The sequence below is a fragment of the Lactobacillus amylolyticus genome, assembly GCF_003999355.1.
GTDB classification, from domain to species: domain Bacteria; phylum Bacillota; class Bacilli; order Lactobacillales; family Lactobacillaceae; genus Lactobacillus; species Lactobacillus amylolyticus.
Genome location: NZ_CP031835.1, coordinates 652,290 through 667,018 on the forward strand (window position 1 = coordinate 652,290; position 14,729 = coordinate 667,018).

Annotated in this window: 17 protein-coding genes and 1 pseudogene; 14 read left to right on the plus strand and 4 right to left on the minus strand. The window is 36.6% G+C overall.

Going from position 1 to position 14,729, the window contains the following annotated elements; all coding sequences use genetic code 11:
* The first annotated feature begins 50 nt into the window (after positions 1 to 50).
* Complete coding sequence (gene rpoD / locus D0Z64_RS03340; protein ID WP_050776625.1) at positions 51 to 1,121, plus strand: RNA polymerase sigma factor RpoD; 1,071 nt, start codon at positions 51 to 53, stop codon at positions 1,119 to 1,121.
* Between the two features lie 72 nt (positions 1,122 to 1,193).
* On the opposite strand, the gene D0Z64_RS03345 is transcribed toward rpoD, so the two are convergent.
* Both D0Z64_RS03345 and D0Z64_RS03350 read right to left on the minus strand, forming a co-directional pair.
* Entirely contained in the window at positions 1,194 to 1,856 is a 663-nt protein-coding gene (locus D0Z64_RS03345) for a M23 family metallopeptidase (RefSeq protein ID WP_127345600.1), read from the minus strand.
* A complete protein-coding gene (locus D0Z64_RS03350) occupies positions 1,856 to 2,296 on the minus strand; it encodes an 8-oxo-dGTP diphosphatase (RefSeq protein ID WP_127345601.1) in 441 nt (146 codons plus the stop codon). The genes D0Z64_RS03345 and D0Z64_RS03350 overlap by 1 nt, the downstream gene beginning before the upstream one ends.
* Positions 2,297 to 2,437: 141 nt before the next feature.
* Here D0Z64_RS03350 and D0Z64_RS03355 point away from each other — a divergent pair, with 141 nt between their 5' ends.
* The 9 genes from D0Z64_RS03355 (at position 2,438) to D0Z64_RS03395 (ending at position 9,928) form a co-directional block, all read left to right on the plus strand.
* Positions 2,438 to 3,121, plus strand: coding sequence for a tRNA (adenine(22)-N(1))-methyltransferase (locus D0Z64_RS03355; RefSeq protein ID WP_006351189.1), 684 nt, complete (start codon positions 2,438 to 2,440; stop codon positions 3,119 to 3,121).
* On the plus strand, positions 3,114 to 3,911 hold the full coding sequence (locus tag D0Z64_RS03360; RefSeq protein ID WP_006351188.1) for a Nif3-like dinuclear metal center hexameric protein: 798 nt from the start codon (positions 3,114 to 3,116) through the stop codon (positions 3,909 to 3,911). Before D0Z64_RS03355 ends, D0Z64_RS03360 begins: the two co-directional genes overlap by 8 nt.
* Positions 3,912 to 3,923: 12 nt before the next feature.
* Positions 3,924 to 5,165 carry a peptidase T gene (gene pepT, locus D0Z64_RS03365; protein WP_127345602.1) on the plus strand — a complete coding sequence of 414 codons (1,242 nt, stop codon included), beginning with the start codon at positions 3,924 to 3,926 and terminating at the stop codon, positions 5,163 to 5,165.
* 305 nt (positions 5,166 to 5,470) lie between these two features.
* Positions 5,471 to 5,854: a GntR family transcriptional regulator gene (locus D0Z64_RS03370; protein WP_006351185.1), complete on the plus strand. Its 384-nt coding sequence runs from the start codon at positions 5,471 to 5,473 to the stop codon at positions 5,852 to 5,854.
* The gene (locus D0Z64_RS03375; RefSeq protein WP_080881377.1) at positions 5,832 to 6,536 is read left to right on the plus strand and encodes an ABC transporter ATP-binding protein; all 705 of its coding nucleotides are present in this window, start codon (positions 5,832 to 5,834) and stop codon (positions 6,534 to 6,536) included. Before D0Z64_RS03370 ends, D0Z64_RS03375 begins: the two co-directional genes overlap by 23 nt.
* 2 nt (positions 6,537 to 6,538) lie before the next feature.
* A complete protein-coding gene (locus D0Z64_RS03380; protein WP_127345603.1) occupies positions 6,539 to 7,387 on the plus strand; it encodes a hypothetical protein in 849 nt (282 codons plus the stop codon).
* An 18-nt stretch (positions 7,388 to 7,405) separates the two neighbouring features.
* Positions 7,406 to 7,915 (plus strand): hypothetical protein, encoded by a 510-nt coding sequence (locus D0Z64_RS03385; RefSeq protein WP_006351182.1) that lies wholly within the window; start codon positions 7,406 to 7,408, stop codon positions 7,913 to 7,915.
* Between the two features lie 2 nt (positions 7,916 to 7,917).
* Positions 7,918 to 8,199, plus strand: coding sequence for a hypothetical protein (locus tag D0Z64_RS03390; RefSeq protein WP_080881379.1), 282 nt, complete (start codon positions 7,918 to 7,920; stop codon positions 8,197 to 8,199).
* Between the two features lie 127 nt (positions 8,200 to 8,326).
* Complete coding sequence (locus tag D0Z64_RS03395) at positions 8,327 to 9,928, plus strand: Nramp family divalent metal transporter (protein ID WP_080881380.1); 1,602 nt, start codon at positions 8,327 to 8,329, stop codon at positions 9,926 to 9,928.
* A gap of 44 nt (positions 9,929 to 9,972) precedes the next feature.
* Here D0Z64_RS03395 and D0Z64_RS03400 read toward each other — a convergent pair whose 3' ends face one another.
* Together D0Z64_RS03400 and lepB are read right to left on the minus strand one after the other, a co-directional pair.
* Positions 9,973 to 10,161, minus strand: a complete 189-nt coding sequence (locus tag D0Z64_RS03400; RefSeq protein ID WP_006351179.1) for an LBP_cg2779 family protein — start codon at positions 10,159 to 10,161, stop codon at positions 9,973 to 9,975.
* Between the two features lie 60 nt (positions 10,162 to 10,221).
* Positions 10,222 to 10,800 carry a signal peptidase I gene (gene lepB, locus D0Z64_RS03405; RefSeq protein ID WP_006351178.1) on the minus strand — a complete coding sequence of 193 codons (579 nt, stop codon included), beginning with the start codon at positions 10,798 to 10,800 and terminating at the stop codon, positions 10,222 to 10,224.
* 84 nt (positions 10,801 to 10,884) lie between these two features.
* Between lepB and D0Z64_RS03410 the strand changes: the two genes are divergently transcribed.
* From D0Z64_RS03410 to D0Z64_RS03425, 4 genes and pseudogenes are all read left to right on the plus strand, one after another.
* The gene (locus D0Z64_RS03410; RefSeq protein ID WP_127345604.1) at positions 10,885 to 11,631 is read left to right on the plus strand and encodes an SAM-dependent methyltransferase; all 747 of its coding nucleotides are present in this window, start codon (positions 10,885 to 10,887) and stop codon (positions 11,629 to 11,631) included.
* Between the two features lie 59 nt (positions 11,632 to 11,690).
* The gene (locus tag D0Z64_RS03415; RefSeq protein ID WP_241244179.1) at positions 11,691 to 12,596 is read left to right on the plus strand and encodes a hypothetical protein; all 906 of its coding nucleotides are present in this window, start codon (positions 11,691 to 11,693) and stop codon (positions 12,594 to 12,596) included.
* A complete protein-coding gene (locus tag D0Z64_RS03420) occupies positions 12,589 to 13,980 on the plus strand; it encodes an RsmB/NOP family class I SAM-dependent RNA methyltransferase (RefSeq protein WP_127345606.1) in 1,392 nt (463 codons plus the stop codon). Before D0Z64_RS03415 ends, D0Z64_RS03420 begins: the two co-directional genes overlap by 8 nt.
* 4 nt (positions 13,981 to 13,984) lie before the next feature.
* Positions 13,985 to 14,688 (plus strand): annotated as a pseudogene (locus tag D0Z64_RS03425) (HAD-IIB family hydrolase).
* The last annotated feature ends 41 nt before the right edge of the window (positions 14,689 to 14,729 follow it).

The following is a 14,729-nucleotide window of genomic DNA, read 5'->3' on the forward strand; positions in this document are numbered from 1 at the left end:
AGGAGGCTTTTTTAGTGGCAGAACAAACAAACAAACTACCTTTAGATAAGATGGTTAAAAAAGTCGTTAAAGATGTTAAGAAGAGCAAGGAAATCATAGAGCAAGACTTTACTGACCGTTTAATTGAGCCTTATAACTTACAAGGCAAGGCTGTTGATCAACTTGTCCAAGAGTTCGAAGATAATGGGATCAGTATTGTTGATAAGAATGGTGATCCATCTAAATTAGCTTTAAAGAAGCAAAAAGATATTGAAAAGAAAGAATTAGAGGATATGTCAGCTCCTTCCAGCGTTCGAATGAATGACCCTGTTCGGATGTATTTGAAGGAAATCGGTCGTGTTCCACTTCTTAATGCTGATAAAGAAATTGCTTTGGCCAAAAGAATTGAAAATGGCGATGAAGAAGCTAAGCAAGAATTGGCTGAAGCTAACTTACGTTTGGTTGTTTCGATAGCTAAACGTTATGTTGGTCGTGGAATGTCCTTCCTAGATTTAATTCAAGAGGGTAACATGGGTCTTATGAAGGCCGTAGATAAATTTGACTACCGTTTAGGATTCAAGTTCTCAACTTATGCTACTTGGTGGATCAGACAGGCCATTACTCGTGCGATTGCCGACCAAGCTAGAACTATCAGAATTCCGGTTCACATGGTTGAAACAATCAATAAATTGATTAGAATTCAACGTCAATTGCTGCAAGACTTGGGTCGTGAACCAACTCCAGAAGAAATTGGTGCCGAAATGGATATGCCAACTAACAAGGTTCGTGATATTCTAAAAATTGCTCAAGAACCTGTATCTTTGGAAACGCCAATTGGTGAAGAAGACGATTCACACTTAGGTGACTTTATTGAAGATAAGGAAGCTACTAGTCCTGAACAACATGCTTCTTACGAAATGTTGAAGGAACAATTGGAGGAAACGCTTGATACATTGACTGATCGTGAGGAAAACGTTTTGCGTTTACGGTTTGGTCTAGATGATGGTCGTACTCGTACTTTAGAAGAAGTAGGTAGAGTCTTTGGCGTTACTCGTGAACGGATTCGTCAGATTGAAGCTAAAGCATTGCGCAAACTGCGTCACCCAAGTCGCTCAAACCAATTAAAGGATTTCTTGGACTAAGATAGTTTAGAAATAATAAGAAAATAAAAGCATCATAACTATTGCCGTTAAGGCATAGCTATGATGCTTTTTTTATTGATAATGTTTGCCCGCTTTAGCTAAATCATCGTTAATAATCTTCATTGGATTTAGCCAAGTGCCATTATTTTTCCACCAATTGCCACATGGATCTCCATGTTTATCAATATAATGTTTATCAGTCTTAGTAATTCCTAAGTGAATATGCGATCCGGTAAGTTTGCCGATTTTTTGTCCTAATTTAACATGCTGACCTTTTTTGACGTAAATATCGTAGTTATTTAAGAAACCTTCCTGATAAATTTCTACATATCCATCTTTACTGATGATCCAAACGTAAAGTCCCATCCCTGCACGATAATGAACGCGGTGAACAGTACCCGCATGTACCGCAAGAACAGCCTTATGTCCTACTTCAGAAAAACCAAAATCATAACCATCATGAAAATAGCTTTTTGGACTTGTTCGTCTTAAGACATCGGTTTCACCATATTTTTGTCCACTCTTAAATTTGATTTTCTTTTTATATAAACGTTTAAAGGGATAACCCCAGGTTGGGACATATTTTTTCTTTTTCTTGGTTACACTTTTTTTCCTAACTTGACTAGTATGATGGACTGGATTAAAGAAACTATTTGACCGCCACAGGGGCTGCGCAGCAAAAATAACGATTGCAATAATTCCAATTGCTAGCAAAATGCGCGAGATCTTTTTCATTAGAACAATTCATCTCGTTTTCCGTCAAGAATGTGTTCACTGATTTCAGAATCGAAGTAAACAGGTAAATCACGATCAAAATTATAAGCTAATTTGTGTTGCATCAATTCTTGCTTTGTCATCCATTTTAAGCTTCCTTCATTAGAAGCTTTTACTGTCCCTGAAAATTGATCACAAATATAGAAGAATACTAAATAACGGTGATCGTCATGATCGTAGAATTGCTTTACGCCAACCATTTTTGGATTTTTAATTGTTAAACCCGTTTCTTCTTTTAATTCTCGGACGACAGAATCATGAAAAGATTCATGGCTTTCAACATGACCGCCAGGAAAGGTGAGGCCTGGCCACACGCGATCATTGCGATCTAAAACTAATATTTTGTCTTTATTTTTAACCATACACATGTTGGTTAAAGTAACAGGTTCTGTTCTACTCATAATTACCCGCTTTCTGAATTAATTGTAACAAAAGCGCTTGGCAAATTTTAGCATTATTCTTATTTTTCTTATTAAAAGTGAGGCCGTGAAAATGGTATAATTTGCATAAAACAAATAAAAATTAATTAAATTAGAGGAATTATGAATTTACGTCTAAAAAGCTTAGCGAACATGGTTGATCCTGGAAGCCGAGTGGCTGATATTGGGACGGATCATGCTTATTTACCAATTGAATTAGTTAAAACTGGAAAAATTAACTATGCCATTGCCAGTGACATTGGACAAGGACCAATAAAAAATGCCCAAGAGGATATTAGGAAAGCCGGTTTTGAAAATCAGATTGAAACTAGGCTGGGTAATGGGTTGGATACTGTTTCAGCAGCTGATCAAATTGATACAGTGGTAATTGCCGGGATGGGTGGCAAACTCATGACGGAGATATTAAATACTGCTTGGTTGCGCAGTTTGAAGTTTCCAACATTGGTTCTTGAAGCTAATATTGGTGAACCTGAAGTCAGAGGCTGGATTATGATTCACGGCTATCAAATTGTCCAAGAACGGCTAATAGCGGAAGCTGGTCATACTTATGAATTGATTAAAGCAAAAAAAATTAATCAAATTGTGCCATTAACCGAAAAAGAATTATTATTTGGTCCATTGATTTTAAAGGCGAAAGAACCAATTTTTAAGCAAAAATGGCAAAGACAATTATCATATTATCAGCAACTGCTGGTCAGTTTAAATAAAGCTAAAAACAAAAATGTTGAACGAATTAATCATATTAATCATTTAACTGAGTTAATTAAAGAGGAATTAAATGACTAAAGTTAAAGATATCGTTGCCCGCTTACGTCAAGATTTTCCCGAAGAGATAGCTAGTCAGGGTGATCCCGTCGGAATGCAGATTGGATCAATGGAGGCTCCTGTAACCAAAGTTATGACTACCTTAGATGTCCGGCCACAAGTGGTTGAAGAAGCGGTTGATAAGGGCGTTGATTTTATCGTCAGTCACCATCCAGTAATGTTTAGGCCAGCAAGAAATTTGGATTTTGCAGACCCTCAGAATGCAATGTATGGCAATATTATCAAGAACGGTATTACCGTTTATTCAATTCATACCAACTCCGATAAGGCGCAAGACGGATCTGCCGATTGGCAAGCTGAAGAACTCGGTTTAAAAAATCTCGAACCATTTGCGCCTGATGAAGACGGAATCGCAATTGGACGTAAAGGTGAACTCCCTAAAGAAATGACAGCTAAGGAATTTGCTTATTATGTAAAGGAAAAAATGAATATCAAAATGGCTCGACTCATTACTGCTAGTGATGATAAAAAGGTGAAAACCGTAGCCTTTATTTGTGGTGATGGCGGCAAATTTTGGCACCGTGCTGTTGATGAAGGCTTAGATGCCTTTATTACTGGGGATGTTTATTACCACGTTGGTCATGATATGATCTCTTCTGGTTTAACCGTAGTAGACCCAGGACATTACACCGAAAAACTGTTTAAATACAAGGTCTATGATCGTTTGAAAAAATGGAATCAAGAGAACAACTGGCAGGTTGGCGTTGAACTTTCTGAAGTATCAACCAACCCGTTTGAAGATTTATTTTAAAAGGAGATAATTATGGAATATCCAAACTTGCTGCCCAGATTTTTAAAATATGTTAAGGTCAATTCACGTTCTGACGAACATGCTGATCGTTTTCCATCAACTGAAAGAGAAGAGAACTTTCAAAAGAATGTTGTGATGAAAGACCTTGAAAAATTAGGTTTAAGCGATATTCATTACAACCAGAAGGCTGGCTGCGTGATTGCAGAAATCCCATCAAATGTTGATTATGATGTGCCTGTTATGGGATTTTTAGCACACTGTGATACTGCTGATTTTGAATCGGAAAATGTCAAACCACAGATTCATGAAAACTATGATGGCGAAAGCAAAATTCAATTAGGCGATTCTGAATTTTACCTTGATCCAGAAGTCTTTCCAAATTTGAAGAAATACAAAGGACAAACAATTATTACTGCTTCAGGTGATACTTTGCTTGGTGGGGATGACAAATGTGGAATTTCTGAATTAATGACCTTCGCCGAATATTTAATGAACCATCCTGAAATTAAACACGGTAAGATTCGTTTGGCCTTCACACCGGATGAAGAAATCGGTACTGGAGCAGAACATTTTGATGTAAAGGACTTTGGAGCTGATTTTGCTTTCACGGTCGATGGTGAAGCACCGGGCAAACTTGATTGGGGCACATTCTCAGCTGCACAATTTAGTTTGGATATTCAAGGCGTTAACGTTCACCCAGCTGTAGCTAAGGGCCAGATGATCAATTCGGTTCAAGTAGCAATTGATTTTCATAACCAGCTTCCTGAACATGATCGTCCTGAAAACACCGAAGGCAGAGAAGGCTTTTATCACTTATTAGATTTAAAGGGCACTGTTGATAATGCGCATATGGATTACATCATCCGTGACTTTGAACGTGAAGGCCTTGAAAAGCGCAAGAATTTAGTCAAAGAAATCGTTAAAAAGATGAACGATGAATTTGGCACAGAACGCATCAAGCTAAAGATGAATGATCAGTATTACAATATGGCCGATGAGTTGAAAAAACATATGGATATCGTAGATTTGGCTCGTGATGCATACAAGGCCGAAGGATTGGAAATTAACGAAGATCCAGTACGTGGCGGTACAGATGGTTCACAGTTAACTTATATGGGTCTGCCATGTCCAAATATTTTTGCAGGCGAAGAAAACATGCATGGTCGATATGAATACACTGTCTTGGAGTCAATGTACAAGACAGTCGATGTTATGCTGAAAATGGCTGAATTAAATGCTGAACGTGCAAAATAATGAAACATTTTTAGTAAAAAAGCAGCTTTTGCAAGCAATATTGCTTGTCAGCTAAGAAGACTATTATGTCAGGCTAAAACAGCTGATTTAAGTTTGCTTAAAAGTTATGCACTGAAATTGTAATAGTAAAATAAACCACCAACAAATACTTTAATAGCAGTGTTTGCTGGTGGCTTTTATTTTTGGATTGTAAAAAATCACACTCGTGGAACATTTGGCTAAGCTTAAGGACTTGCAAAGACAAAATATTTTTTGTACTATAATAGTGTGATAGATATATAATACAGTAAGCAAGAGGTGAGAATATGGAATTTAAGGATAACATCCCAATTTACTTACAAATTGAACAGTATTTGTACCGCCAAATTGCAATGGGAAAACTTAAAGCCGGCGAAAAAATTCCATCAGTGCGAAAACTGGCCGTTGAGTTAACTGTCAATGTTAATACGGTTCAACGCGCTTTGCAGCAAATGAATGATCAAGGCATTCTTTATACGAAACGTGGTGAAGGAAATTTCGTCACGGAAGATACGGATTTATTGAAACAGACTAAGCAGTCACTGATAGATGGTCAGTTAGAGCAATTCGTGCAAAACATGATGCGTTTAGGACTTAAAAAAGAGGAATTAGTACCAGCATTAAGTAAGTACTTGGAGGGGAATAAAAATGAAAGACCTACTAACAATTAAGGATTTAAGTTATAAAAAGAATCAAAAGTTAATTTTGCGAGATGTTAATTTAAGTTTAAAACCTGGAAAAATTGTGGCCCTGCTAGGAGAAAATGGGGCAGGCAAAACTACTTTGATGCGAATTATTGCCGGCGTAGCCAAGAATTATAAGGGAAGTGTTACCTTAAAAGACACTAATGATGTGGCAAAAAGAAAGTCTTTTTTGTCATTTACCGATGGCCTGACTGGTTTCTCAGAATCAACCAAAATTGGCGATGTCGTAAACTTCTACGTTAATATCTTTAATGATTTTGATGAGAACGAATTTGATGAACTACGCAAATTTATGAAATTGGATCCTGATATGAAGTTAAGTCAATTATCGCGCGGGATGCGAGAGAAACTTATTATTGCTTTAAATTTTGCCAGGCAAGCAGACTTATATCTTTTGGATGAACCATTCGCAGGGATTGACCCAATGGCTCGTAAGCGAATTATCAACTCGATTATTCTTTGGAAGAGCGAACAGTCAACTATTTTAATTTCGGATCACTTTGTAGATCAAATTGCTGCCTTGCTTGATGAAGTTGTCGTAATCAAGAATAATACCGTTTTTGCTCATAAAACGGCTGATGAGATTCGTGAAGAACATAAGAGTATTGAGGGATACTATGAAGGTTTATACGAAGGCGAGGATGAGTAATTATGACTAAGTTTTGGACTTTATTCAGAGAATTATTTAAACAAAAGAGCAAGCCAGCCTATATAGTATTTTTAATTCAAGTTGCAGTGGCTTTAGTAACTTTGTTTATTACGGCAACTACGACGCCTAACTTTAAAAGTGCACAAATGTTTGGCAACAAAATTCCTTGGCTTCCAGCTTGGATTTTAATGTATATTGTGATTTTTCTGATGTACAGTTTCATAGCCGACTTTGCTTACTTGCTTTTAACTGCTTGGAAAAATGAAAAGATTAACTGCAGTCAAACTTGGCGTTTGGTGCCAATGAGTTATGGTAAGATCTATCTCTGCAACACTTTGAGTTCATTTTGTAGTTTCATTTACTTAGTTATTATGCAATCAATTGTTGGTTTAATTGGCTGTTTGATTGCTTATGCCTCAAGTAATGGAATTAGAAAAGCAATTGCTTATGCTCTGCATCAGGAGGCCGTTGTTGATCATTGGGCTGACGTTAATATTGGTGATTTCTTAGTCTTAATTTTATTCATGATTTTGCTGGGTCTTTTCTGGTATGTCATTATTTCATTCTTGCATTTCACTAGTCGCGCCATCGTCGACTTTTTGCCAATGATGTCAAACAAATTTATTGTTTTCGTCATTAGAGCAATCGTATTGATTGTCATCGTTTACTCGGTGATCTGGGCAATGAACATGTTCGGTGAAATTTACAGCAATCCATGGTTCTTCAAAGATAGTTCATTTGCATCCAGCTTTATGCCAGAGACTATTGAATTGTTGATTTTTGATCTGATCTTTGGTGCTGCCAACTATGCCTTGATTGATAAATTCGTTGAAGCAAAGCAAAATAATTAGAAAAGTAGGGGGATAGATATGACTACTTTTAAACAAGCTTGCACGGAGTTGTTCCATCGCAGAAACCGATATGTAAAATTCTTTTTGTCTGTGCAAGCTTTAGTTGTGATTTTTTACTCACTTTTCATTATCGTCTCTCATAACAAATACAGCCTACTGGGATATGAGCATTTCACAGGCTGGCTGATCCCATACGCCATTGTCATTCAAACAACAATGATCTTTGATCTTGTCTTTTTAGGATGGGTTATCTTCAAAAATGAAAAATGGCAATTCAGTCAAACTTGGCGGCTAATTCCAATTTCTGATAGCAAATTGTTTTTAGCTAATATTACTAGCACTCTTTTGAACTGTATCGTGATTTTTATTTCACAAATTTTAGTACTTTCTTTACTTAATGGTGCCACGTCATTTGTCACTTCCAATAGTTTCTCAACACAGAATTTTTGGAAGGGCGTAACAGCTTTTTGGATTAACAGCGGTGACCCAAAAGGATTGGAGATGTGTCTCAATCTGGTGGCGTGTTAATTATGACTTTTATTTCTTTCGTTAATTTTTCTTCTCAAACTATCGCTGATGTTTTGCCATCACATAATAAAAAACTAATTCGCTGGCTATCTACGGTAATTATAGTTGTCGCCGGAGTATACTTAGCAAATTTAATTAATGGTGTAATTAATGCATATTGGGAAAGAGCAGAAAGACGTTTTATGGCAGTCCCAAGTCAAATGACTGAGGCTAATACTATTTATTTAAACGTGATTCAATTTATATATCCATTTGTCATCATGCTTTTTGCTGCATTGTTTTAGGAGTCCGGCTTTATAACAAATATGTTGAGTCTAAAGCTAACAATAATTAACGGATAGATCATTTTCTTTTCACAAAGAGAATGATCTTTTTTATATGAAAAGTCTACAATAGAATACAGAAACATTTATTTGTTCTAGGAAGGTCTTATTAACGAAGCAAAAAGGAAAACATTATTTAATTAGATATGCGAATGGAAAATCACTGTCAGAAATTAATGGCACTATTGAAATTCCCAAAAAGCGTACCTTTTGGCGCATGCTGTGGGCCTATACCGGCCCTGGTGCACTTGTGGCTGTTGGCTATATGGATCCGGGTAATTGGGCAACTTCAATTACCGGCGGTCAAAGTTTTCAATATATTCTAATGTCGACGATTCTAATTTCAAGTTTGATGGCCATGCTTCTTCAATACATGGCTGCCAAATTAGGAATCGTTACGCAAATGGATTTGGCACAGGCAATTCGACTGCGTACAGGAAAAGCTCTCGGCATCGTCTTATGGCTAATGACTGAATTGGCAATTATGGCAACTGACATTGCTGAAGTTATTGGTGCCGCGATTGCGCTAAATCTTTTATTTGATATTCCTTTGGTACCGGCTGTTTTTATTACGGTACTTGATGTCTTATTGTTGCTGCTATTAGCTAGAATTGGCTTTAGAAAAATCGAAGCAGTTGTTTCCTGTTTGATCTTGGTTATTTTGCTCGTTTTTGTATATGAGGTTTTGCTGTCAAATCCTGATTGGAGCAAGGCATTTGTCGGTTTAGTTCCAAGCGCAAAAATTATTCAAACGCATCCCGTAGTCGGCGGTATTTCGCCCTTAACTGGAACGCTAGGGATTATTGGTGCAACTGTTATGCCGCATAATCTGTATCTTCACTCTGCGATTTCACAGACGAGAAAAATTAATCACCATAATTTGCAGCTCATTCGCGATGCCGTAAAATATACAGCTCTGGATTCAAATATCCAATTATCCTTGGCTTTTTTAGTAAATGCCTTACTTCTCATTATGGGAGCTGCTGTCTTCAAGAGTGGAGCTGTTCGCGATTCTTCATTCTTTGGTCTTTATCAGGCTTTGGACAATGCCAAAATGCTGAGCGATCCGTTGCTGGTTCATGTTGCACGAACTGGTATCCTTTCGACGCTGTTCGCCGTTGCTCTCTTGGCTTCTGGACAGAATTCAACTATCACCGGTACACTTACAGGACAGGTCATTATGGAAGGCTATATTCACTTAAAAATGCCACTCTGGGCAAGAAGATTAGTCACCCGTCTGTTATCAGTTATTCCGGTGCTCCTATGTGTTTCATTTACAATGAATGATTCCGTAATGCAACAACACTTTGCATTAAATATGCTGATGGAAAATTCACAGGTTTTCTTAGCCTTCGCGTTACCATTCTCAGTTTTACCACTGCTGATAATGACTAATAATAAAGCTGAAATGGGCGAGTTTAAAAATAAGCCCTTATGGCATTATCTTGGTTGGGCTTGTGCACTAGTTTTAACTTTCTTAAATTTATACAATTTACCAAGTCAATTTGTCAATTTTAAATTTGCTTCCAAAGAAGTGTCAACGATTATTGCTTACTTTGTAATTGTTGTGATCGCTGCATTGCTGTTATGGACCTGTATTGAAATTTATATTGGTGATCGTAAAGTAAAAATTCATCACTCTGGCTTTGATGCAAAAGAGAAGGAATTAAAAGAAGAAGGACAAAAATAGACAAAAAAAGTTTCCAAGGCATTTGCCTTGGGAACTTTTTTTACTTAAGCATTAGCTGACATGTAATCATATAACTGGTTGACTTCTTCATCGGTAAATTCGCCATCGCCGGTCTTCATTGCATGAACTTTCTCAACTGAAAGGTGACTAGCAAAAGCCAAATCAGTATCATTTACATGATGCTTAACTTGGTAATCAATAATTGCATCAGATAATTCTTCTTGTTCGTTCATAATGAATCTCCTTACAGTTCAATTTTAACATAAAGTGAAAGATCACATTGAATAATGTTTTTAGAAAATTTTCAACTGATTAAGTGGCCAATATCTCAGTTTAACTTTGCCAACGATTGCACTGCGCTTTACAAAGCCAAAATAGCGTGAATCTTTAGAAACATTTCGATGATCACCCATGACAAAATAGCAGTTTTTAGGAACTCGTTTTTTCAAAGTAAAGTTATTTGTATAAAGCGTGCCATTCTTATTAGCGGCTTTCTTTAGACTATTATTTAAATACGCTTCAGAAACCTGTTTACCATTAATATAGAGCTTATCATTTTTGCTGGTAACCATATCTCCGGGGAGGCCAATTATCCGCTTAATATATAAAGCGTTTTTTTCGTCCGGAGCTTTTAAAATGACAATATCATTCCGCTTCAATGTAAAATGTCTAACCGCGATCACTCGATCATTACTTTCAAATGTTGGCTGCATTGATGGTCCCGAAACAGTTTCATTAGACAGAACGAAACTAAAAATCAGATAATAAATGCCTATCAAAACAGCCATCATGATAATAATTTCAAGAACAAAGCGTCCTAAACTTTCATTGTCATTGCTATTTTGTTTAAGATCTTTAGCATTTTTTGCCATTTAATCTCTCCTTTTATATACTCTTACTATTATAACTGATTTAAATATGATTGAATGGTAAAATCATTATTAAGGAATTCGATCATGACAAAGTATTTAGAAAAATTAAACCACTTAGACAGGCAATTAAATAGTCCGATGGTTCACCAACAGGTAGAAGAGGTTAATCAAATTATTGTCACTGTCTCTGCGAAAAAGATATTGGCTCAGGCTCCTCAAAAATTAGGATTAGAACCTGATGAATTTGAAAATATTTTAGATTCCGTGGGAGAAGTAAAACGCGAGCAATTGACTGTAATCAACCATTTATTAAATGGACTGCGGCAATATTTATCGCTGCAATATGGGATATGGAGTTTGCCTAATCTGAAAACTGCCCATTTGATAAAAGAAAAATTGCACGCCAAAACGGCACTGGAAATTATGGCTGGCAATGCTTATTGGTCAAAAGCATTAAACAGTGTAGGTGTTAAAACCACTGCTACGGATAATTTGGAATGGGCAAAGACCTCAAATACTGGCAGCCAAATTTTTGAAAAGGTTGAAGATTTGGACGCTGTCCGCGCAATTAAAAAATATCCCAAAACAGATGTGATTATTTGTTCCTGGTCGCCTAATTTTGGTCAAAGCGATTTAGCGGTAGTAAAGACCTGGAAAAACTGCAGCGATGCTCATTTGCTTTTTATTGGCGAAAAAGATGGAGCAACTAATTCACCAGAATTTTGGCAAAAGATGAATTTTATTAACGATCAGAATTTGAAAACAATAAATCGTTCATTTGTCAGCTATGATTTTATTGATGAAAAAATATACGAGATAAAAAGAATATGAATTGGGAAAAAATATCATTTATTTTAATCGTTTTTCTAACCTTTTTGGGAGCAGGCTTTATGTTGTCCAATGTTCAATCTCGTGAAGCAGATCAGTTGCTTGAAGCTCACGGGCTGGATAATAATACGCGCTATTTTTACACGAACAAAAATGAAAAAATAAGTGCTTTTCTAAAGTACCTCAAAAAGAAATATCCTAAAGAGCATATTCAACTTCATTTGGATAATCGAATTGATAAGCAGCAAATTTTGGTTTGGTCAAATCATTCTTTGCGGTCTTTACCAACGCAAAGTGGATGCTACTTTCAGGCTGATGACTTTGAAGGTCAAGTCTCTTTCGCAGTTTTGGGTCCAGATACCAAGAAAAATGTGATTGAGCGACAAGGTAATCGCTATATTCTCTATCATAAACGCTATTATTCAGTAATTGGCGAGCTTAAGAATTATCATCAAAGTCAGCAAACGCAATATTATTTAACAACTGGCGTTAATCAGCCAACAGCTAATGCAAACTTAAAGAATTATCGTATTGTCATTGATGCAGCGCATTTATCGGCTGTTAAAAAGATTGCTAAACAGTATAATGGAAAAATTACAATGCCCACTTTTGTTAAAAAGCACCAATTATATCGCTTCTCAGTTATCAGAGAAATCATTTTGATTATTTTGCTATGGCTGGTGGCAATGGGTGCCAATTTGTTAATTGCATTAATGCAGCGCAAGCAGGTAAAACTAACACATTTGAAAGGCAGTCTGTATAAAAACTGGCTGGTTAATCACGGACTGCGGCTCATTTTAATTGAAAGTTTGCTAGCAATTGTTGCCTATATTCTGCTTCGATATTTAGGCTTCTTTAGCAAAGTAAATCACTTGATTCTACTTTTGTTCTTAAATTGGCTGGCTGCAATTTTTGCATATGTAGTCACTTGGTTATTCTTGCATTGGAAGGAGCATCATCATGCTTAACTTACCTGATTCATTTATTGAAAAATATCAAAAACTGCTAGGAAAAGAAAAGGCAGCTGCTCTCTTTGAAAGTATGAATCAAGAAACGAAGAAGGCTTACCGAATTAATTCGTTGAAAGCTCATCAAAAAGTTTCTTATTCAAATGCACAGGCAGTTCCTTTTATTCCCAATGCTTATTATGGTGAAGTCAAAGGTGAAGACCCCGAATGGGTAAGTGGGACAGTTTATTCTCAGGATCCAGCAGCAATGTTTCCTGCTTATTTAGCACAAATCGAGCCGGGACAAAAAGTCTTGGATTTGTGTGCTGCACCTGGCGGGAAAACAACGGCATTAGGTGAAGCATTGCAAAATGCCGGTTTATTGGTCGCAAATGAAATCTCCAGCGTTAGAGTAAAAGCATTACGTGAAAATCTTGAACGTTGGGGCATTAGCAATGCTTTAATCACAAATGATGATTCTTTTGCTTTGGCTAAAGTTTTTCCTGAATTTTTTGACGTTATTTTAGTGGATGCACCATGCAGCGGGGAGGGGATGTTTCGTAAAAATCCAGATGCAGTTTCTTATTGGTCACCTGACTATGTTTTAACTTGCCAAAAAAAACAACAAGAAATTCTGACCGAAGCGGTTAAAACGCTTAGACCAGGAGGTAAACTAGTTTATTCAACTTGTACTTTTTCACCTGAAGAAGATGAAGAAATCGTTGCTTGGTTAGTAAAGACCTTTCAAATGACGATTGAACCAACGCAGGTTGAATCAGAAAAAATAAGTCACGGACAAGCCAGATTTGTTGATGACAATTTACCGGAGCTCGATCGTACTCTTCGGTTTTGGCCACAAGATGACCTAGGTGAAGGACAGTTTGTTGCAGTTTTGCGTATGCCTGGTGAGAGTTCACCAATTGATTCAAAAAAAGAAAAGAAAAAGAAGAAGAAAAAACGTTCCGCTATTTTAAACAAAGATGAACGCGACTGGGTTGAAAAGGTCCTCAGCAATTTTAACCTGCCAGACTTTTTAACTGATTGGCCATCGAAGGCTCTCGTCAGTCATGATCATGTGTTCATTCCAGCTTATAAGCAGAGTACTAAAGGACTCAAGGTTATCAATAATGGCGTTGAATTAGGTTTACTGAAAAAAAAACGGTTTGAGCCGGGTCATCAGCTAGCTGAAGTATTGGCACAAGTTGACCAAACACAGGTTGTCGAACTGCAAAGCAATGAAGAATACCGGAAATATTTGCATGGTGAGACACTACGCGTAAAGTCAGAATTGCGTGGCTTCGTATTAGTTGCCTATCATGACTTTATTTTTAGTTTTGGTAAAATTACGGGAAATGGCGTGCTAAAGAATTTTTATCCTAAAGGCTTAAGAACAATGAAAGGTTAATAAGATGATTAAACTAATTGCAACCGACATGGATGGAACATGGCTTAATGATCATCAGGATTATGATCGTGAACTATATCAAATAAGACTGCTGATGACTTGTATTATGTTGCTGAAAATGGAGCATTAGTAGTTAAAGGCAGACAAGTTCTGCATGTTGAATCATTGAGCGATCAAGAAGTTCAGAAAATGTTCAAAATAGCTAGCAGTTACTCTTATCCTGTTGTTGTAGCTGGCTTAGCGAGTGCATATATTCGTGAACAGGACGGTACAAAATATTACAACGAAATGAAGAAATATTTTGAAAAATTGACCGTTGTAAAATCTTTATCTGAAATCAAAGATAAGATTTTCAAAATTTCTTTAACTGTTCCAGTAGATGTGATGCCTGAATTATTGGCTAAATTGGTTAAAAAATATCCTGAACTTACGATTGTTTCTGGAGCTGCAGATTCAATTGATATGCAACAAAAAGGCATGAATAAGGCAAAAGGGTTAGAGTATTTAGCGCAGCGATTAGGAATAAAGCCAAATGAGATGATTGCTTTTGGCGACAGTGGCAATGATGTAGGGATGCTTGAATACGTTGGTCATAGCTACGTTACTAGATATGCTTTGCCTGAAGCAAAAAGAGCTTCTGATCAAATTATTGGTTCAAATAATGAGAGCGCAGTTCAAAAAGAAATTTTGAAGTTATTGCAAAATTAAAAAGAGTGCTAGTCAATAGCACTCTTTTTGTAATATCAAAT